The organism is Rhizobium sp. rho-13.1, assembly GCF_007000305.1.
GTDB classification, from domain to species: domain Bacteria; phylum Pseudomonadota; class Alphaproteobacteria; order Rhizobiales; family Rhizobiaceae; genus Rhizobium; species Rhizobium rhododendri.
Window position 1 is genome coordinate 603,632 of sequence record NZ_SCFL01000002.1, and the last position, 18,630, is coordinate 622,261.

Below are 18,630 nucleotides of genomic sequence, written 5' to 3' on the forward strand. Positions count from 1 at the left end.
CGTCATCAGACATAAATGCCGTAGTCTATCTGATAAAGAGACGTCTCGACCAGACGGGCTCCGGTCTCCGATTCCAGCAGGTCGATCGGGGCGATCCCTTTCAGCGCGCGATTGGGATTGCGCAGCCATTGGTGGGCCTTGTCATGGTCGCCAAAAACCTTGTCTGCCAGCTCGCTGATACGCAATAGGCGCTGGGCGCTGTCGTTTTCGGCAAGCGTCAGAGGCTCGCCTTTCTCGACACGCCGCGCAAGCGTTCTGCGCGGTGCCACGAAACGATAGATCTCCTCCGTCGAGAAGCCATGCTCTCTGAGTTGACCGACTGCCTTCGCCTCGAACGAGGGCCAGGCATTGTCGGTCACCATTACAAGTGCCGCTTGTGTTGACCTGCCGCCGGCTATCGGAAAACTGTCTGCCATGGGAATGCTCCGTGCCATTTGCCAGTCATCATACGCGCAAATGGCCAAATCTTCAATCGTCGCTTTCGCCGCTGCCAACCTCTTCCTTTTCCCCCGAAAACCGCCTATGAACCGGCGGTAATGACCCAATTTTGGCTGGCAGTAGCGATACGAATTATAGGCCCGGCTTTCCGCGCGCATTAGCTGCCGGAAGGTCCGGGTTCTTGGCGCTTCCCCCAAGCGCTCCTCCGCCACCGAAAATTTCCCGATTGGATGCGCCCGCTTGGGGCTGCAAGAGACGATTGTCAGCACAATGACCGATACGCCCGAAAAGATCGACTATTCGAAGACCCTCTACCTCCCCGAGACCGAGTTCCCGATGCGCGCAGGCCTGCCGCAGAAGGAGCCGGAAATGGCGGCGAAATGGAAGCAGATGGGGCTCTACAAGAAGCTCCGCGCTTCTGCTGCCGGCCGCGAAAAGTTCGTCCTGCACGACGGCCCTCCCTATGCCAACGGCAACATCCATATCGGCCACGCGCTGAACAAGGTGCTGAAGGACGTCATCACCCGCTCGTTCCAGATGCGCGGCTTCGATGCGAACTACGTGCCCGGCTGGGATTGCCACGGCCTGCCTATCGAGTGGAAGATCGAGGAAAAATACCGCGAGAAGGGCAAGGACAAGAACGAGGTCCCGGTCAACGAATTCCGCCAGGAATGCCGCGACTTCGCGCAAGGCTGGATCGACATCCAGTCGGAAGAATTCCGCCGTCTGGGCATCGAGGGCGATTTCGACAATCCCTACACGACGATGGCCTTCCACTCGGAAGCCCGCATCGCCGGCGAACTGTTGAAGATCGCCAAGTCCGGCCAGCTCTACCGCGGTTCCAAGCCGATCATGTGGTCAGTGGTCGAGCGCACCGCGCTGGCCGAGGCCGAGGTCGAATACCACGAGGTCGAGAGCGACACGATCTGGGTGAAGTTCCCGGTGGTGAAGGTTGATTCAAGTTATACTTGGATCGACAAGAAGACGGGTGCCCAACCTCAAATCGACCTCGAAAAGTCGCCTCTCAAAGGAGCGTCGATTGTTATCTGGACAACGACGCCGTGGACCATTCCCGGAAACCGCGCGATCTCGTTCTCTTCGAAAATCAAATATGCCCTCTACGAAGTGACGGAAGCCGCTAACGATTTTGGGCCACAACCAGGCGAGAAGTTGATCTTTGCAGAAAGCCTAGCGCAAGCATGTGCGGAAAAAGCTAAGGTGAAGCTGTCGCAGATCACAGAACTTGATGGTTACGCAATGGGTAAGGCATTTACCTGCGCCCACCCGCTCGCAGACATGGGCTACACCTTCGATGTCCCCCTCATCGACGGCGACCACGTCACCGACGATGCCGGCACCGGTTTCGTGCACACCGCCCCGTCCCACGGCCGAGAAGACTTCGAGGCCTGGATGTCCAGCGTTCGCCAGCTCGAAGCCCGTGGGATCGATGTGAAAATCCCGTTCCCGGTCGACGATGCCGGCTTCTACACCGAGGATGCGTTCGGTTTCGGCCCCTCTGCCGAAGGTGGCGCTGCACGCGTGCTGGACGACAACGGCAAGAAGGGCGATGCCAACAAGCGTGTCATCGAGGCGCTGATCGCTGCCGGCAATCTCTTTGCCCGTGGCCGCATCAAGCACGATTACCCGCATTCCTGGCGTTCCAAGAAGCCGGTCATCTTCCGCAATACGCCGCAGTGGTTCGTCTACATGGACAAGCAGCTGGACGACGGCAAGACGCTGCGCATCCGCGCGCTGGAGGCCATCGACCAGACCCGCTTTGTGCCGGCAGGTGGCCAGAACCGGCTGCGTGCCATGATCGAGCAGCGTCCGGACTGGGTGCTGTCGCGCCAGCGCGCCTGGGGCGTGCCGATCTGCGTCTTTGCCGATGAAGAAGGCAACGTGCTGCTGGACGATGCCGTCAACGAGCGCATCCTCGCGGCCTTCGAAAAGGAAGGCGCCGACGCGTGGTTTGCCGAAGGTGCCAAGGATCGCTTCCTCGGCAACGAGCATGATGGCGAACGCTGGCAGATGGTCACCGATATCCTCGACGTCTGGTTCGACAGTGGCTGCACCCACACCTTTACACTGGAAGACCGCCCGGACCTGAAATGGCCGGCCGACGTCTATCTCGAAGGCTCCGACCAGCATCGCGGCTGGTTCCATTCGTCGCTGCTGGAAAGCTGCGCGACGCGTGGCCGCGCGCCCTACAACGCTGTCGTCACCCATGGCTTCACCATGGCCGAGGACGGTCGCAAGATGTCGAAGTCGCTCGGCAACACCGTCACCCCGCAGGAAGTCATGGGCCAGTCCGGCGCCGATATCCTGCGCCTCTGGGTGATGAACACGGACTATTGGGAGGATCAGCGTCTCGGCAAGACGATCATCCAGACCAACATCGACAGCTACCGCAAGATCCGCAACACGCTTCGCTGGATGCTGGGAACGCTGGCCCACGATCACGGTGACGAGATCGCCTATGCGGACCTGCCGGAACTCGAGCGGCTGATGCTCAACCGCCTGTCCGAACTGGATAAGGTGGTGCGAGGAGGCTACGACGAATTCGACTTCAAGCGCATCGTCCGCTCGCTGTCGGACTTCGCCAATGTAGAACTGTCGGCCTTCTATTTCGACATCCGCAAGGACGCGCTCTATTGCGATGCGCCGTCGAGCCCGAAACGCCGTGCGGCCCTCTATGTCATCCGCAAGCTGTTCGATTGCCTCGTCCTGTGGTTCGCGCCGATGATGCCGTTCACCACCGAGGAGGCATGGCTGTCGCGCGATCCCAATGCTGTCTCCGTGCATCTCGAGCAGTTTCCGACGATTCCCGGCGAATGGTCGAACGAGCCAGTTGCGGAAAAGTGGAAGAAGGTCCGCACTGTTCGTCGTGCCGTCACCGGCGCACTGGAGATCGAGCGTAAGGACAAGCGCATCGGCTCCTCGCTGGAAGCTGCCCCCGTCGTCCACGTCGGCGATCCCGAGCTTCTGGCGGCGCTGGAAGGTCTCGACTTCGCCGAGATCTGCATCACCTCGGATATTTCCGTCGTGGCAGGCGAGGGACCGGCAGAAGCCTTCCGGCTTGAGGACGGAACTAAGGTCGCCGTCGAGCAAAAACTTGCCGAAGGCGTCAAATGCGCCCGCTCGTGGAAAATCACCAAAGACGTCGGATCGGACCCGGCCTATCCCGATATTTCCGCCCGCGACGCAGCCGCAATGCACGAATTGGCGGCTTTGGCCTGAAGAAAATTACCGGATGAATTGCGTTAACCGCGTTCATCCGGTAAAAGCTGCCTGAAATTGGCCGAAGTTTTGCGCGAAGGGGCGTAGAACCGTGGTGGGCAATGAGTGCGCCGGCACGGCTGGGAAGGGTTTTCATGAAAGCGTTGCATAGGGTTCGTGTTGGCGTCTGCTTGGCTGCTTTGTTGGCAGGCTGCGGCGCGATGTCCGGCTGCATGAGCAGCCCGACCTACGGCACCGACAAGACATCGGGCGAACAGCTGTTCGATGACATCGCCGATATCGGCTCGATCTCGGCTGCGACGCCCAAGGAAAATGCCGTCAAGTATCCGCCTCGTCCGGGCCTCGTAGTGCCGCCGGCCAATGGCAGGTCGACCCTGACGCAGCCGCAGCAGTCGCTGGCCTCCTCTGACAATCCGAACTGGGTCGAATCGCCTGAAGACGCCCGCAAGCGTCTCGTTGCCGATGCAGACGCCAACAAAAATTCTGCCACATACCGTTCGCCGTTGGTCTATTCCGACAGCCACGCCAACCAGATGACGCAGGCGCAGCAGACCGCGGCCTATCGCGAGGCGCGCAAGCAGCAGGACGGTACCTACATCGATCAGCGCCGTTACCTGATCGACCCACCGGCGCAGTACCGCCAGGTTGCCGATCCGGCCGCCCTCAACGATCTCGGCACGCCGGAATCGAAGAAGGAAAAGAAGCGCCTGAAGGATGCCGAGGCAGCCCAGCAGACCAGCAGCTGGTGGAAGCCCTTCCAGTAAGCAACACCTGAGCGCGTTATTCGCCGCGCCGGGCTTGGAAAAATGCCTTGAGGATATCGCTGGCATCGCTTTCGGCGAGGCCTGAATAGACCTCCGGACTGTGATGGCATGTCGGCTGCGCAAAGAAGCGCACGCCGTTGTCGATGCCGCCGCCTTTCGGATCCTCCGCGCCATAGTAGAGCCTGCGGATGCGGGCGAACGAAATGGCCGCCGCACACATCGTGCAGGGCTCCAGCGTCACGTAGAGATCGGCATCGACCAGCCGTTCCTGGCCTAGCGTTGCGCTGGCAAGCCGGATCGCCACTATTTCGGCATGGGCAGTGACATCGTTCAATTCCCGGGTCCGGTTGCCCGCTATGGCGATGACGGTGTTGTCGAGAACCACCACGGCGCCGATCGGCACTTCGCCACGCTGTCCGGCGGCGCGCGCTTCATCCAGCGCCAGCGCCATGAAATGATTTGTCCTCGCCATCAAGATTTTCCACTTAACCGAAGCGGCGTGACCTGATAGGACACGCCAAAGACCAATTTGGTCTAAAAACTCAGGCAAACATCAAATGACATTCAATGACAAGCCCAAGCGGCCTGGGTCCAAGCCCTTTCTTCGCGATAAGCCGATGCCGAAGCGCGAAGACACCAATGCTGCAAAACCTGCGCCGTCGAAGCTGACCAAGGCGAATATCCCGGATGACGCCGAGCGTATCTCCAAGGTGATGGCACGCGTCGGCGTCGCCTCCCGCCGCGATATCGAGCGGATGATCATGGAAGGCCGCGTCAAGCTGAACGGCGTGCAGCTCGACAGCCCGGTCATCAACGTCACGCTGACGGACAAGATCGAAGTCGATGGCGTGCCGATCCGTGGTATCGAGCGCACCCGTCTGTGGCTCTACCACAAGCCTGCCGGCCTGGTGACCACCAATGCCGATCCGGAAGGCCGCGATACCGTATTCGACAACCTGCCGGACGACCTGCCGCGCGTCATGTCGATCGGCCGCCTAGACATCAACACAGAAGGCTTGTTGCTGCTGACCAACGACGGCGGCCTTGCCCGCGTGCTGGAATTGCCGACCACCGGCTGGCTGCGTCGCTACCGCGTTCGCGCCCATGGCGAGATCGACCAGGATGCGCTCGACAAGCTGAAAGAAGGCATCGCCGTCGATGGCGTGCTCTATGGCTCTATCGAGGCAACGCTCGACAAGGTGCAGGGCTCCAACGTCTGGATCACCATGGGTCTTCGCGAAGGCAAGAACCGCGAAATCAAGAACGTCCTCGGCGCGCTCGGCCTCGAGGTTAATCGCCTGATCCGCATTTCCTACGGCCCGTTCCAGCTCGGCGACCTGCCGGAAGGCCAAGCCGTAGAAGTCCGTGGTCGAACGCTCCGCGACCAGCTCGGTCCACGCCTCGTCGAAGACGCCAAGGCGAATTTCGATGCGCCGATCTACAACGTGAGCGGTGGCGACGCAGCTGACGACGACGAAGCGCCCGCCGCCCGTCCGCAGCAGCGCGATGACTGGGTCAAGCGCGAAAAGTCCAGCGACAAGCGCGCTCCCGCCCGTGGCCATCTCGATACCAAGCGCGAGGACAGCAAGGGCGGTGCCCGTGGCAAGGACGACGACCGTCCGAAGCGCGCACCGATGACGACGCCGCGCCGCAGCGCCAATGTCTGGATGGCGCCCGGCGCCCGTCCTCTTGGCGAGAAGGCAGCTGAAAAGGTTGCCAAGAATCTCGAAAGATATGGCCCTTCGACCCGTGGCCCGCGCGTGCGCCCCGGCTCCGAGCGCCCGGATGAAGGTCCGCGCGTCCGTGTCAGTCGCGTCAGCGACAGCGAAGGAGAGTGGATCCGCGCCACTGACGATTCCGACGATGCCAAGGGCAAGGGCGGCGGTTTCGGCCGCAAGAGCGCCGGCGGCGACCGTCCGCCACGCGGCGACAAACCGTTTGGCGACCGTGCCCCGCGCGGCGACCGGCCCCAGGGTGCAAAGTCCTTCGGTGATCGTCCGGCCCGCAGCGACAAGCCATTCGGCGATCGTGCTCCGCGTGCCGAGAAGCCGTTCAGCGACCGCCCGCGTGGCCCGAGCCGCCCGCGTACCGAGGGCGAGGATCGCCCACGGACCAGCTCTTTCCGCAGTGACAGCCGCTCGGATGCCCCTCGTGGCGATCGTCCCTCCGGCGACCGGCCACCGCGCGGTGATCGTCCACAAAGCGATCGTCCTCGTGGCGACCGGCCCGAGCGCGCCCGTCCGCAGGGCGACCGCCCTTATTCCGGCAGGCCGCGCACTGAAGGCGAGGATCGTCCCCGTGCAAAGCCGTTCCGCTCCGACGCTCCGCGTGGCGATCGTCCTGTCCGCAGCGAACGTCCGCAGGGCGAACGTTCATTTGGTGACAAGCCGAGAAGCGACCGCCCGACACGGTCCTTCGATGGCGACCAGCGGTCCGAGCGTCCGGCAAGGACTGAACGTCCCTCCGGTGAGCGCTCGTATGGCGACAAGCCGGCCGGTGCAAAGCCCGCAGGCCGTCCTTATACAGGCAAGCCAGCCGGTAAATCCTTCGGTGGCAAGCCAGCGGGCAAGCCGGGTGCAAAGAGCTTTTCCGGCAAGCCACGCGACGGTGCCGGCAGCGGTCGTCCGGCAGGGGGTGCCCCAAGGGGTGGTCCGAAGGGCAAGAGAGGCTAACGGACGGTGAGGATTGTCGGCGGAGAGTTTCGCGGTCGGTCTCTAGCCGTGCCCAAGTCCAATGCGATCCGGCCAACGGCTGACCGGACGCGGGAGAGCCTGTTCAATATCCTCAGCCACGCCTATCCCGAGGCGATCGACGCGACGCGCATGATGGACCTCTTCGCCGGCACCGGCGCGGTCGGCCTCGAGGGCGCCTCGCGCGGCTGCCGCCACGTGCTGTTTGTCGAAAGCAGCGTCGAGGGCCGTGGCCTTCTCTGGGAAAATATCGATGCGCTCGGCCTGCACGGCCGGACGCGCATGCTGCGTCGCGACGCCACCGATCTCGGCAGCGTCGGCAATCTCGAGCCGTTCGACTTCCTGTTCGCGGATCCACCTTATGGCCACGGCCTCGGCGAGAAAGCCTTCGCGGCGGCAGCCGATGGCGGTTGGCTGGTGCCGGGCGCCCTTGCGATCCTCGAAGAGCGTGCCGATATCGTCGTCAACGCTCCTGCAGATTACGTATTGCTGGAGGTCAGAACCTTTGGCGACAGCAAGATGCACTTTTTCCGCTACCAGCCGGCTTGAGTTATGAACACGATGACCAGACTGGGTGATGAGATCACCGACACCGCCTACAGATCGTCGCAGCCATCCGTGGCCGTCTCCTTCGGCGGTGGCGGTGCGCGTGGGCTTGCCCATATCCACATCATCGAGGCGCTGGACGAACTCGGCATCCGGCCGGTCGCCATTTCCGGCTCGTCGATCGGCGCGATCATGGGTGCAGGCATGGCGTCTGGCATGAGCGGGCTCGAGATCCGCGACCACGCTCTCTCCAGCATCGGCAACAAGAAGGCTGTCGCCAACCGGATCTGGGGTCTCAGGCCGAAGTCGGTACGCGGCCTGAAGATCGGACAGTTCGATCTCGAGCGTGTGCTGCGGGCCTTTTTGCCGCATCAGGTGCCGGATAGTTTCGACGGTCTGCGCATTCCGATGAAGGTGATCGCTACCGATTATTATGGCCAGGCCGAGGTGGTCATCGAAGATGGCGATCTTATCGAGGCGCTAGCCGCTTCCGCCGCCATTCCGGCCGTTTTCATGCCCGTGCGGCGAAACGACCGCGTCATGATCGACGGCGGCATTATCAATCCGGTGCCTTACGAACATCTGATGGATCTTGCCGATATCGTCATCGGCGTCGATGTTGTCGGCGCGCCGGATGGCGACGGTACCCATGTGCCGAACCGCATGGAAAGCCTGTTCGGCAGCGGCCAGTTGATGATGCAGACGGCGATTGCCCTGAAGCTCCGCCTGCGTCCGCCGCAGATCTTCCTCTGCCCAGCAGTCGGGCGCATCGGCGTCATGGATTTCCTGAAAGCTCGCGAAATCCTCGCCATGTCCGTCGGCATCAAGGACGAGCTGAAATATGCGCTCGATGAGATCCTGACCGCCCGCCAGACCTAGAGACTCGCTGGCTCCGACAGATCGTCGCTGGCATCGATGACTTCGACCGACCGCTTTGGCTTGATCAGCGGTTCCGGCTTGACCGGCTTCGAAAACAGCATGTCGGCACCTGCCTGCGGACCTTCCGTCGTCTGCAGAATCAGTCGCTGCTCGTCGCGCCTGCGGATATCTTCCTGGATCGCCATTGCCTCCGCTTCACCGACTCCGAGTTCCTCGAGGGTCCGCCGGCCGAACAATAGGCCTGATTCCAGCGTTTCACGCAGCTCGTAATCGACGCCCACTTTTCGCAGCGCGATGGAGTGGATGCGGTCGTAGCTGCGCACGAAAATCCGGGCATGGGAATATTCAGCCTGCACCAGTTCGACGATCTTGTCGGTGATTTCCCGCGTGTGGGTGCAGATGACCACGATCTTGGCGCGGTCTATGCCGGCGGAGCGCAGAACGTCCTTGCGGGTTCCATCGCCGAAATAGATGCGAAAACCAAAGGACGACGCCTGCCGGATGCGGTCGGCGGAAAAGTCGATCACCGTCACCTCGCGGCCTCCGGCAAGCAGGATCTGTGCGGCGATCTGGCCGAAGCGCGAAAAACCGATCATCAGCACGTCGGCGCCGGCGCCCTCGAAATTCTCGTCGATCTCTTCATGCGCATCGCCTGACATCAGTCGCTTCGAGAGCGCCACGGCAAGCGGCGTCAGCGCCATCGACAGCGTGACGATGGCGATCAGCAACGAGGCAGTGCTGTCGGAAAGCAATCCGCCGGTGGACGCGGCGGTGCTGAACAGAACGAAGCCGAATTCGCCGCCCTGGGGCAGCAGCAGGGCGATGCGGATGGCGTCGTTATGCGACGAGCCCGATATCCGGCAGAGGGCATAGATGACCAGCGCCTTGATTGCCAGCAACACCGGCACGGCCATGAGGATGAAAAATGCGTGATCGTAAATCACCTGAAGCTGCAGCGACAGGCCGACGGCAATGAAGAAAATCGCCAGCAGCACGCCGCGAAACGGTTCAATATCGGCCTCCAGCTCGTGCCTGTACGAGGATTCTGCCAGCATCACCCCGGAGAGGAAAGCGCCCATTGCCATCGACAGCCCCGCCATTTGCATCAGCGTGGCCGAGCCGAGCACGACAAACAGTGCTGCTGCAATCATTGCCTCGCGGGCGCCGGTCCGGCCGATCACCTGGAACAGCGGCGTCAGCAGGTAGCGGCCGACCACGATCATGCCGGCTACCGCGCCTATGGCGATGGCAAGATCGGTCAGGGGATGGGCTTCCTGTTTCGGCCCGTCGAGCACAGTGATCAGTGCCAGCAGCGGTACGATTGCGAGATCCTGGAACAGCAGCATCGAGAAGGATCGCTGGCCGTAACGGGTGTTGATGTCGCTCTGGTCGTCAAGGATCTGCATCGCGAAGGCGGTGGACGACAGCGCCAGGCCGAAGCCGGCAATGACGCTGCCGCGCCAGTCGACCATGCCCGTAAGCCATGCGGCGAGCGTAAGGGCCATGCCGGTGAAAATGACCTGGGCGCTTCCGAGGCCGAAGATATCCCTGCGCATCTGCCAGAGCCTGGTCGGCTTCAGTTCGAGGCCGATGATGAACAGCAGGAATACGACGCCAAGCTCGGCTACGCCGAGAACAGCTTCGCCGTCGCTTATGCCGTGCAATACGGGGCCGATGACGACGCCGGCCGCCAGGTAGCCGAGCACCGTGCCCAGACCGAGCTTCTTGAAGATCGGTGCTGTAACGACGGTGCCGCCGAGCAGCAACAGCGTTTCGGTGAAGAAGGCGTTGGGGGCTGACATGGTCTGTATCTTTCCGTAGGTAGGCAGTGCATATGCTGTCGAGCCCCAAGAATCGACACGCTCGGCCTTGATGCTTTCGGTACTGCACAATAAATGGAAGACGAAGGAAAGGCCAACTCATGTCCTCTGAAATCGATTCCGCAACACTACTTTCCCGCGCCAGCCAGCTGATAGATCTCGCCCGCAAGGCCGGTGCCGATGCCGCCGATGCGGTCGTCGTGCGTTCCCGGTCGCAATCGGTGAGTGTACGCCTCGGTAAGGTCGAGGGCACAGAGTCCTCCGAAAGCGATGACTTCTCGCTGCGCGTCTTCGTCGGCAACCGGGTCGCCAACGTTTCGGCCAATCCGGGTTTCGATCTTCAGGTCCTGGCTGAACGCGCCGTTGCCATGGCGAAGGTGTCTCCGGAGGATCCGTTTGCGTGTCTCGCGGACGACGACAAGCTGGCCCGCAACTACCCAGATCTCGATCTCTATGACCCGACCGAAGTCTCCACCGACCAGCTGCGTGAAGCCGCGCTGGCGATGGAGGAGGCAGGTCTTGCCGTCAAGGGCGTCAGCAAGTCCTCCGGCTCCGGCGCATCGGCCGGCATGGGCGGCATGGTGCTGGTGACCTCCCGCGGCTTCGAAGGTGCCTACATGGGCTCGCGGTTCGGCCGATCCGTCAGCGTTATCGCCGGCGAAGGCACGGGCATGGAGCGCGACTACGATTTCGACAGCCGTCTCTACTTTGCCGATCTGGATTCCGCCGAGGACATCGGCCGCCGCGCCGGAGAGCGGGTGGTCAAGCGCATCAATCCGCGCCAGGTGCCGACCGGTAAGAATGTCACCGTGGTCTTCGACCCCCGCGTCGCCCGCAGCTTCGTCGGACACATCGGCGGCGCCATCAACGGCTCCTCGGTCGCCCGCAAGTCGAGCTTCCTGCGCGACAAGATGGGCCAGCAGGTGCTGAAATCCGGAATGTACATCACCGACGATCCACTCATCGTGCGCGGCTCTGCCTCGCGTCCCTTCGATGGCGAAGGTGTCAGCGGCCAGCGTCTGGTGATGATCGAGGATGGCGTGCTCAAGCATTGGTTCCTGTCGACATCGACCGGTCGGGAGATCGGCATGCCGACCAACGGCCGTGGCGTTCGCGGCGGCACAACGGTTACGCCATCATCCACCAATCTTGCGCTAGAGCCCGGCGAGATGTCGCCGGAAGAGCTGATCAAGAGCGTCAAGGACGGGTTCTACGTCACCGAACTGATCGGCCAGGGCGTCAACATGATCACCGGCGAATACAGCCGTGGCGCAACAGGTTTCTGGATCGAGAACGGCGAGCTGACATTTGCAGTGTCGGAGGTGACCATTGCCTCCAATCTCAAGGACATGTTCATGCGCTTCACGCCGGCCAACGATATCGACCGGAGCTTCAGCACAGCAGCGCCGACCATAGCCATCGAAGGCATGACGCTGGCCGGCCTCTAGAGTGCCTGCGTTTGGAAGTGCATAAAAACAAAGAGATAGAGCATTTTTGCGTTTCCGTGAAACGCTGAGATGCCCTAGGCCGATACGGGAACCAAATCATGGCCGAGAGCGCAACGTTCAGCTGGGAAAGCGACCTGGAGCTGATTGTCCAGGCGGCCAAGGAGGCCGGCGAAGTGGCGCTCGGCTTCTTCCGGCAGTCTCCGGAAGTCTGGTGGAAAAATGGCGGGCAATCGCCTGTCAGCGCCGCAGACTATGCCGCCAACGATGCGCTCTCCAGAGTGCTGCAGGCAGCCCGTCCTGACTACGGCTGGCTCTCCGAAGAGACAGACGACGCATCCGACCGCCTCCAGCGCCGCACGTTGTTCGTCGTCGATCCGATAGACGGGACGCGCGGGTTTCTGGCTGGCTCGGAGATCTGGTGCATCAGTGTCGCTGTCGTCACCGACGGGCGCCCTGTTGCCGGCGTTCTATTCGCGCCAGCGCTCCGCGAACTCTATGTCGCGGGGCGCGAAGGGCCTGCGCTCAAGAACGGCAATATACTCAAGGTGTCCGAGCCAAGAGCCGGCGATGTCCATCGGCTGGCAACTGCCGAAGACATGATTGCCGGCTTTGGCGCGGCGTTCCGCAGCACCGTCCAGCGCGTCAAGCACATCCCATCGCTTGCCTACCGCCTCGCCATGGTGGCCGACGGAAGGCTGGAAGGTACGTTGGTCAAGCGCGATTCCCATGACTGGGATCTGGCTGCAGCCGACCTGATCCTGCAGCGTGCCGGGGGGCAGCTTGTCGACCTTGCCGGCGACCTGCTTGTCTACAACAAGGCCGTGGTCAAGCATGCCGAACTTTGTGGTGCCGGAGAGGCCCTGATGCCGGAATTCCTGCATCAGCTTGCCTCCCGACGAGACGGTTGACCTTTCACCCAAAATCGCTCAGATGAGCGTTGGGGGAGCGATAGGAAAGAAAGACAGATATGACTGACTCCAGCGCTAAAAAGCAGCTTTTGCATCTCGTTTTCGGCGGCGAACTCGAAAATCTCAACGACGTGAATTTCCGTGATCTGAGCGGCCTCGACATCGTCGGTATTTTCCCCGATTATGCCAGCGCGCACATGGCCTGGAAGGCCAAGGCTCAGCAGACTGTCGATAACGCTCATATGCGCTATTTCATCGTTCACATGCATCGCCTGCTCGATCCGCAGGATTCAGCCTCTCCCAAAGGCTGATTGCGGAAACCATTGATACAGCCGTGATTGTCGCGGGTCGGTCATAAATTTGCCAAGCATCTGGTTTTACTGCTCTTTTCGAGCTAAAACTTTATTTAGTCCAGTCGCAACAGTTTGGGTTTTGGCATTGATGACGATCACCACGGATCGGAGGCTTCTGCGATGAGCAGCTTTAGGGCGCGTATGGCGCTGAAAGCCTATCGTCTCGGTGGCGTCGCGATCTCGCCACTGATGACGCCCTACCTTGCTCTGCGTGCGACCAACGGCAAGGAAGACAAGGCAAGGCGTGGCGAGCGCTTCGGCTATGCCAGCGCCAACCGGCCGCAGGGTCCTCTGATCTGGTTCCATGCCGCAAGCGTTGGCGAGACCTCGGCCGTCGTGCCACTGATCCGCGAAATCCGCCAGCGAAACATCCACGTGCTGTTGACGACAGGCACAATGACGTCGGCGCAGGTGACCCGCGAGCGTCTCGGCAATGATGTCATCCACCAGTATGTCCCGCTCGACCTGAAGCCTGCCGTCGCCCGCTTCCTCGACTACTGGCAGCCAGATTGCAGTATCATCGCCGAATCCGAGATCTGGCCGACGACGATCGGCGAACTCGTGGCGCGGCGTATCCCGCAGATCCTCGTCAATGCCCGCATGTCGGACAAGTCCTTCAGCCGCTGGCAGCGCCATCCGTCGCTGGCTGCAGCACTGCTGGAAAATATGGCGCTTGTTCTGGCGCAATCGGATGTCGATGCGGAGCGTTTTCGCGACCTCGGTGCGCTGCAGGTGAGCACCTCCGGCAACCTCAAGGTCGATACCGACGCACCGCCCTATGACGCGGCGGTGCTGGCCGATTACATGCGGCAACTCGGCACCCGCAAGACCTGGGCTGCCGTCTCGACCTTTGAGGGCGAGGAGAATGCTGCCGCCGTCGTCCACCGCACCCTCAAGGCGCGCGACGATCTGCTGACGATCCTCGTCCCCCGCCATCCCGAACGCTGCGACGATATCGAGAAGATGCTGCTGGCACAGGGGCTGAAGGTCGCCCGCCGGACCCGCAACGATCCGCTGACTGCAGATGTCGACGTGTTCCTCGGCGACACCATCGGCGAAATGGGCCTTTACCTTCGGATGACCGAGGTGGCATTCGTCGGCCGCTCGCTGTTCGAGAACAAGGGTGGCCAGAACCCGATCGAACCGGCAATGATGGGCTGTGCGATCCTGACAGGCGGCCACGTGCAGAATTTTCGCGAGTCCTACCAGAGGCTTGCGCGCAGCGGCAGCGCCCGCATGGTCCGCGACACAGAAATGCTGGCCAAGGGCGTCCATTACCTTTTGACCAACGACACTGCCCGCGCCACCATGATCGAGGCCGGATTTACGGCGGTGCACGAGATGCGCGGCGCCCTGACGGCGACGATCAAGGGGCTGGAGCCCTATATCAATCCACTGACGCTGAAAGCCCGGCTGTTGCCGAAGGCCGCGCAGGCTTGAGGACTTCCTGGTGACTGACGAACGACTGGCCGCCATCCGGGGCATCCTTTTCGACAAGGACGGCACGCTGCTCGATTACAACAAGAGCTGGCTGCCGGTGAACCGGCAACTGGCGCAGATCGCCGCCGGAGGCGAGGCGGCGCTGGCGGACCGGTTGCTGCTTGCCTGCGGCATGGACCCGGTGTCTGGCCACGTCGTTCCGGACAGCCTGCTGGCAGCCGGCAACACCCGCCAGATTGCCGAAGGACTGGTCGCTGCGGGCTCGACCCTCGACATCGATGATCTCACGCTCCAACTGGACGACCTGTTTTCAGGCGCCGCGCAGTTTGCCGTTCCGGTCACGGATCTCCGAGCCTTTTTTGGCCGCCTGAAGGCAAGGGGATACCGTCTTGGCGTCGCCTCCAGTGACAACCAGACTTCCATCCGCGAAACTGCCCGGCATTTCGGGTTTCTCGACTGCCTCGATTTCATTGCCGGCTATGACAGCGGGTTCGGCGTCAAGCCTGAGCCCGGCATGGTGCTTGGCTTCTGCGAGGCCACAGGCCTGTCTCCGGGCGATGTAGCCATAGTCGGCGATAACAATCACGATCTCCACATGGGACGTAACGCCAGCGTCGGGCTCACCATCGGCGTCCTGACCGGCACCGGTTCGCCGGAAAGCCTGGCCGCCGCCGCAGACTATTGCCTCGATGACATCACCGGGCTCGAGCCGCTTCTGCCCGATGCCCTGATGTCGCGCTAACCGCTTGCATGCAAGCGCAAACTGCCGTCTCTTTGCCGATAATCGAACAGGGGATCACATGGTATCGGAAGCACCGCCATTCTGGTGGACGAAGCCCGATTGGCGCGCGCGCCTGCTCTGGCCGGTGTCGTACCTCTATGGCCGCATCGCCGGCAAGCGCATGGCCAATGGCCGGCGAGCTTCCGTCCCGGTTCCAGTCATCTGCGTCGGCAATTTCACGGTCGGGGGCGCCGGCAAGACGCCGACTGCGCTCGCTCTAGCCCGTCAGGCAAAGGAAAAGGGGCTGAAACCCGGTTTCCTCAGTCGTGGCTATGGTGGCTCGGCGCGCGGTATCACCGTCGTCGAACCGGATAATCATACCGCGGCCGTGGTCGGCGATGAGCCGCTGCTTCTTGCGCGCGAAGCCCTGACGGTGATTTCACGGCGACGCATCGAAGGGGCCCGTCGCCTGGTCGAAGAGGGCGCCGATCTCATCATCATGGATGACGGCTTCCAGAGCGCCCAACTCGCCATCGACTATGCGCTGCTGGTGATCGATGCCAACAGCGGAATCGGTAACGGTCATATCGTACCCGGAGGACCGTTGCGCGCGCCCCTCGGCGAACAGCTCCGGCATACGTCCGGACTGCTCAAGGTTGGCAGCGGCAAGGCGGCCGATGCGGTGGTGCGGATGGCAGCTCGCGCCGGCAAGCCGTTTTTCACTGCAGTGCTCAAGGTGCGCGGGCAGGAGGGTCTGGCCGGCCAGAGCGTACTGGCCTTCGCCGGTATCGCTGACCCGCAGAAGTTCTTCCGTACCGTGGAATCCACCGGTGCCACAATCGTCGTCCATCGGCCTTTCGGCGACCACCAGCACCTCAGCGATGCGGCAATTGTCGATGTTCTCGACACGGCAAGACGCCATGACCTGAAGATCGTCACGACATCGAAGGATTATGTGCGTTTGCTTGGCAGATCCGGCGCTGCGGAGCAACTGGTTGCCGAGAGCCTTGTCATCGAGGTCGAGATGACTTTTTCGGACCACCGCGCTGCGGATCTCATCATCGACAACGCCCTCGCAGCCTGCCGTAGCCGGGGGCTCGCGAAAGGCACGTCCGGCACCAAGGGCTAGCGACGCTGGTTGGGCAGGATACCGGCGCGCTTGTCGGCCTCAAACGAGGCGATGGCGTCGGCATAGGGTTCCTGGCGGGCAACGCTCCAGTAGCGGAGTTCGTCAAGCGGAATGCGCTGTCCGGTCATGGCGCAGATCACATGGGAGCCGGGCGCCAGCAGCTGGAAGTCGCCGTCGAGATAGCGCACCTTCGCTTCGCGGTTTCCGCTTCCCTCTAAAAGGTTCATTTCCGTCGTTCTCCTGCCATCGCCTGCCTTAGCGCGGCGGCGGGCATATTTCCAGCTTTTTCAGCTGCGGCCGAACAGCCGCTCGATATCGCTGAGCTTGAGCTCGATATAGGTCGGTCGCCCGTGGTTGCATTGGCCGGATCCGGGTGTTGCTTCCATCTGCCGCAACAGCGCGTTCATCTCCTCCGGGCGCAGTTGCCGTCCGGAACGCACCGAGCCATGACAGGCCATGGTGGCAGCAACATATTCAAGCTTTGCGCCCAGCAGCGATGACGTGTCCCATTCAGCAATCTCGTCGGCGAGCTGGCGGATCATTCCCTGCGCATCGACCTCGCCCAGCATCGCCGGCGTTTGTCGCACTGCGATTGCTCCCGGTCCGAAGCGCTCGATGCCAAGTCCCAGATTACCGAAGTTTTCGGCATGCACCATCAGCCGGTCGCAATCCTCTTCCGGCAGGTCGATGATTTCGGGAATCAGCAGCACTTGAGACGGCATCCGCCTGGAATGCAGCGCCTTGCGCATCTCCTCGAAGACAAGCCGCTCATGGGCCGCGTGCTGGTCGACGATGACCAGCCCGTCTTCCGTCTGGGCGACGATGTAGTTGGCATGGATCTGTGCCCGGGCCGCGCCGAGGCGGTGCTGTGGCTGGGGTGCGTCTGGCTGGACGCCGGCATGGCCTCTGTCTACGCGAGCCGCCGGGGTCGACAGGTGCTCGAATGTTGCCTGCGCCGGTTCGCCGAATCCGCTCGCCACGGACGTTGCATCATATGGCCGCGATGGCGAAGTCTGTGGCGTCCAAGGTGCCGAAGGCGGGGAGGGGCGCCACGCCGCATGGGCGCTGCCCCGGAAAGAGCGGAGCATGCTGTCGGCGCCGGTGGTTGCGGCCCGGTCGCCATCGCGCGACAACGCCTCGCGAATGGACCCGACGATCAGTCCGCGCACGAGGCCGGGATCGCGGAACCGCACATCGGATTTCGCCGGGTGGACGTTGACGTCGACCAGCGCCGGATCGATGCTGATCGACAGCACTGCCACCGGATAGCGCCCCGACGGAATTGTCTCGGCATAGGCGCCCCGGATCGCCGAGAGGATCTGCTTGTCCTGCACCGGTCGGCCATTGACGAAGGCGTACTGATGCGCCGCGTTGCCACGATTGAAGGTCGGCACACCGGCATAGCCCTTCAGACCGACGTCCTCGCGCTCGGCATCCAGTGCAATGGCATTGTGCTTGAAGTCCTCGCCGAGCACCTGAGCCATGCGCGCCAGCCTGTCGTCACCGGTTGCGGCAAACTCCAGCGTCGAGCGGTCGGAGCCCGAGAGCACGAAGCGCACATGTGGAAAAGCGATGGCCATCCGCTTCACGACTTCGGTGATAGCTGCTGCCTCGGCACGTTCCGTCTTCAGGAATTTCAGGCGGGCGGGCGTTGCGAAAAAGAGGTCGCGGACCTCGACGATGGTACCGGGATTGGCGGCTGCCGGCCGCAGGTGCAGCAGCCTGCCGCCGGCGACGGCGATTTCGGCGCCGTCCGCGCCATCCGCCCTGCGGCTCGAAATCGACAAGCGCGCCACCGAGCCGATCGAGGGCAACGCTTCGCCGCGAAAGCCGAGGGTGCGGATGTTGTCGAGCGTATCCGATATCTTCGAGGTGCAGTGTCGGCGTACGGCAAGTTCGAGATCGTCCCGGTCCATGCCGCTGCCGTTGTCGCTGACCCGCAGCAGTGCCTTGCCGCCACCGGCAGTGGCGATCTCGATACGCGTTGCACCGGCATCCAGTGCGTTTTCGATGAGTTCCTTGACCGCACTCGACGGCCGCTCGATGACTTCGCCGGCGGCGATCTGGTTCACCAGGGTTTCGGAAAGCTGCTTGATGTTCATGGCAGCATTTTCCCGGATTCTTGACCCCGTGGAAAGGAGAAACTGTCCGCTCAGGGCACCGTCCACCTTATTCCGCGACGCAACATGTTCGCTGCGCCATTAATCGGACCTTAATACTAAAAAGGCAGATTTCCGTTATTGTTTGAAATGATTGC

At 62.2% G+C, this 18,630-nt stretch carries 16 protein-coding genes; 11 read left to right on the top strand and 5 right to left on the bottom strand.

Annotated elements, in window-relative coordinates; translation table 11 throughout:
- Nucleotides 1-5: 5 nt before the first annotated feature.
- Entirely contained in the window at nucleotides 6-650 is a 645-nt protein-coding gene (locus tag EQW76_RS29655; protein WP_224128234.1) for an antitoxin Xre/MbcA/ParS toxin-binding domain-containing protein, read from the bottom strand.
- Nucleotides 651-708: 58 nt separating this feature from the next.
- Here EQW76_RS29655 and ileS point away from each other — a divergent pair, with 58 nt between their 5' ends.
- Together ileS and EQW76_RS09385 are read left to right on the top strand one after the other, a co-directional pair.
- Complete coding sequence (gene ileS, locus EQW76_RS09380) at nucleotides 709-3,675, top strand: isoleucine--tRNA ligase (RefSeq protein WP_142824108.1); 2,967 nt, start codon at nucleotides 709-711, stop codon at nucleotides 3,673-3,675.
- A 134-nt stretch (nucleotides 3,676-3,809) separates the two neighbouring features.
- Nucleotides 3,810-4,439, top strand: a complete 630-nt coding sequence (locus EQW76_RS09385; RefSeq protein ID WP_142824109.1) for a hypothetical protein — start codon at nucleotides 3,810-3,812, stop codon at nucleotides 4,437-4,439.
- A gap of 16 nt (nucleotides 4,440-4,455) precedes the next feature.
- Here EQW76_RS09385 and EQW76_RS09390 read toward each other — a convergent pair whose 3' ends face one another.
- Nucleotides 4,456-4,911 carry a nucleoside deaminase gene (locus EQW76_RS09390; protein WP_142824110.1) on the bottom strand — a complete coding sequence of 152 codons (456 nt, stop codon included), beginning with the start codon at nucleotides 4,909-4,911 and terminating at the stop codon, nucleotides 4,456-4,458.
- 85 nt (nucleotides 4,912-4,996) lie between these two features.
- On the opposite strand from EQW76_RS09390, the gene EQW76_RS09395 reads away from it, so the two are divergent.
- The 3 genes from EQW76_RS09395 to EQW76_RS09405 are packed head-to-tail and all read left to right on the top strand — an operon-like array spanning nucleotide 4,997 to nucleotide 8,554.
- Nucleotides 4,997-7,111: a pseudouridine synthase gene (locus tag EQW76_RS09395; protein ID WP_142824111.1), complete on the top strand. Its 2,115-nt coding sequence runs from the start codon at nucleotides 4,997-4,999 to the stop codon at nucleotides 7,109-7,111.
- Nucleotides 7,112-7,117: 6 nt separating this feature from the next.
- A complete protein-coding gene (rsmD, locus tag EQW76_RS09400) occupies nucleotides 7,118-7,678 on the top strand; it encodes a 16S rRNA (guanine(966)-N(2))-methyltransferase RsmD (RefSeq protein ID WP_142824112.1) in 561 nt (186 codons plus the stop codon).
- Between the two features lie 12 nt (nucleotides 7,679-7,690).
- Nucleotides 7,691-8,554, top strand: coding sequence for a patatin-like phospholipase family protein (locus EQW76_RS09405; protein ID WP_224128241.1), 864 nt, complete (start codon nucleotides 7,691-7,693; stop codon nucleotides 8,552-8,554).
- Here EQW76_RS09405 and EQW76_RS09410 read toward each other — a convergent pair.
- Entirely contained in the window at nucleotides 8,551-10,356 is a 1,806-nt protein-coding gene (locus EQW76_RS09410) for a monovalent cation:proton antiporter-2 (CPA2) family protein (RefSeq protein WP_142824114.1), read from the bottom strand. The genes EQW76_RS09405 and EQW76_RS09410 overlap by 4 nt on opposite strands.
- A gap of 119 nt (nucleotides 10,357-10,475) precedes the next feature.
- Here EQW76_RS09410 and EQW76_RS09415 point away from each other — a divergent pair, with 119 nt between their 5' ends.
- The 6 genes from EQW76_RS09415 (at nucleotide 10,476) to lpxK (ending at nucleotide 16,373) form a co-directional block, all read left to right on the top strand.
- Nucleotides 10,476-11,822 carry a TldD/PmbA family protein gene (locus EQW76_RS09415; RefSeq protein ID WP_142824115.1) on the top strand — a complete coding sequence of 449 codons (1,347 nt, stop codon included), beginning with the start codon at nucleotides 10,476-10,478 and terminating at the stop codon, nucleotides 11,820-11,822.
- 98 nt (nucleotides 11,823-11,920) lie between these two features.
- A complete protein-coding gene (locus EQW76_RS09420) occupies nucleotides 11,921-12,730 on the top strand; it encodes a 3'(2'),5'-bisphosphate nucleotidase CysQ (protein WP_142824116.1) in 810 nt (269 codons plus the stop codon).
- A 59-nt stretch (nucleotides 12,731-12,789) separates the two neighbouring features.
- Complete coding sequence (locus EQW76_RS09425) at nucleotides 12,790-13,041, top strand: DUF4170 domain-containing protein (protein WP_111217599.1); 252 nt, start codon at nucleotides 12,790-12,792, stop codon at nucleotides 13,039-13,041.
- 162 nt (nucleotides 13,042-13,203) lie between these two features.
- Nucleotides 13,204-14,523 carry a lipid IV(A) 3-deoxy-D-manno-octulosonic acid transferase gene (waaA, locus tag EQW76_RS09430; RefSeq protein ID WP_142824117.1) on the top strand — a complete coding sequence of 440 codons (1,320 nt, stop codon included), beginning with the start codon at nucleotides 13,204-13,206 and terminating at the stop codon, nucleotides 14,521-14,523.
- 25 nt (nucleotides 14,524-14,548) lie between these two features.
- The gene (locus tag EQW76_RS09435; protein WP_142824463.1) at nucleotides 14,549-15,265 is read left to right on the top strand and encodes an HAD family hydrolase; all 717 of its coding nucleotides are present in this window, start codon (nucleotides 14,549-14,551) and stop codon (nucleotides 15,263-15,265) included.
- Nucleotides 15,266-15,323: 58 nt separating this feature from the next.
- Nucleotides 15,324-16,373 carry a tetraacyldisaccharide 4'-kinase gene (gene lpxK / locus EQW76_RS09440; protein ID WP_142824118.1) on the top strand — a complete coding sequence of 350 codons (1,050 nt, stop codon included), beginning with the start codon at nucleotides 15,324-15,326 and terminating at the stop codon, nucleotides 16,371-16,373.
- Here lpxK and EQW76_RS09445 read toward each other — a convergent pair.
- Nucleotides 16,370-16,600, bottom strand: coding sequence for a DUF2093 domain-containing protein (locus EQW76_RS09445; protein ID WP_142824119.1), 231 nt, complete (start codon nucleotides 16,598-16,600; stop codon nucleotides 16,370-16,372). The genes lpxK and EQW76_RS09445 overlap by 4 nt on opposite strands.
- A gap of 60 nt (nucleotides 16,601-16,660) precedes the next feature.
- Complete coding sequence (mutL, locus tag EQW76_RS09450) at nucleotides 16,661-18,475, bottom strand: DNA mismatch repair endonuclease MutL (protein ID WP_142824120.1); 1,815 nt, start codon at nucleotides 18,473-18,475, stop codon at nucleotides 16,661-16,663.
- Nucleotides 18,476-18,630 lie beyond the last annotated feature (155 nt).

Excerpts from the sequence above, each read along its gene's own strand:
- ileS (WP_142824108.1), top strand. The coding sequence starts at position 709 with ATGACCGATACGCCCGAAAAGATCGACTATTCGAAGACCCTCTACCTC.
- EQW76_RS09385 (WP_142824109.1), top strand. The coding sequence starts at position 3,810 with ATGAAAGCGTTGCATAGGGTTCGTGTTGGCGTCTGCTTGGCTGCTTTG.
- EQW76_RS09390 (WP_142824110.1), bottom strand. The coding sequence starts at position 4,911 with ATGGCGAGGACAAATCATTTCATGGCGCTGGCGCTGGATGAAGCGCGC.
- EQW76_RS09395 (WP_142824111.1), top strand. The coding sequence starts at position 4,997 with ATGACATTCAATGACAAGCCCAAGCGGCCTGGGTCCAAGCCCTTTCTT.
- EQW76_RS09405 (WP_224128241.1), top strand. The coding sequence starts at position 7,691 with ATGACCAGACTGGGTGATGAGATCACCGACACCGCCTACAGATCGTCG.
- EQW76_RS09410 (WP_142824114.1), bottom strand. The coding sequence starts at position 10,356 with ATGTCAGCCCCCAACGCCTTCTTCACCGAAACGCTGTTGCTGCTCGGC.
- EQW76_RS09415 (WP_142824115.1), top strand. The coding sequence starts at position 10,476 with ATGTCCTCTGAAATCGATTCCGCAACACTACTTTCCCGCGCCAGCCAG.
- EQW76_RS09420 (WP_142824116.1), top strand. The coding sequence starts at position 11,921 with ATGGCCGAGAGCGCAACGTTCAGCTGGGAAAGCGACCTGGAGCTGATT.
- EQW76_RS09425 (WP_111217599.1), top strand. The coding sequence starts at position 12,790 with ATGACTGACTCCAGCGCTAAAAAGCAGCTTTTGCATCTCGTTTTCGGC.
- waaA (WP_142824117.1), top strand. The coding sequence starts at position 13,204 with ATGAGCAGCTTTAGGGCGCGTATGGCGCTGAAAGCCTATCGTCTCGGT.
- lpxK (WP_142824118.1), top strand. The coding sequence starts at position 15,324 with ATGGTATCGGAAGCACCGCCATTCTGGTGGACGAAGCCCGATTGGCGC.
- EQW76_RS09445 (WP_142824119.1), bottom strand. The coding sequence starts at position 16,600 with ATGAACCTTTTAGAGGGAAGCGGAAACCGCGAAGCGAAGGTGCGCTAT.
- mutL (WP_142824120.1), bottom strand. The coding sequence starts at position 18,475 with ATGAACATCAAGCAGCTTTCCGAAACCCTGGTGAACCAGATCGCCGCC.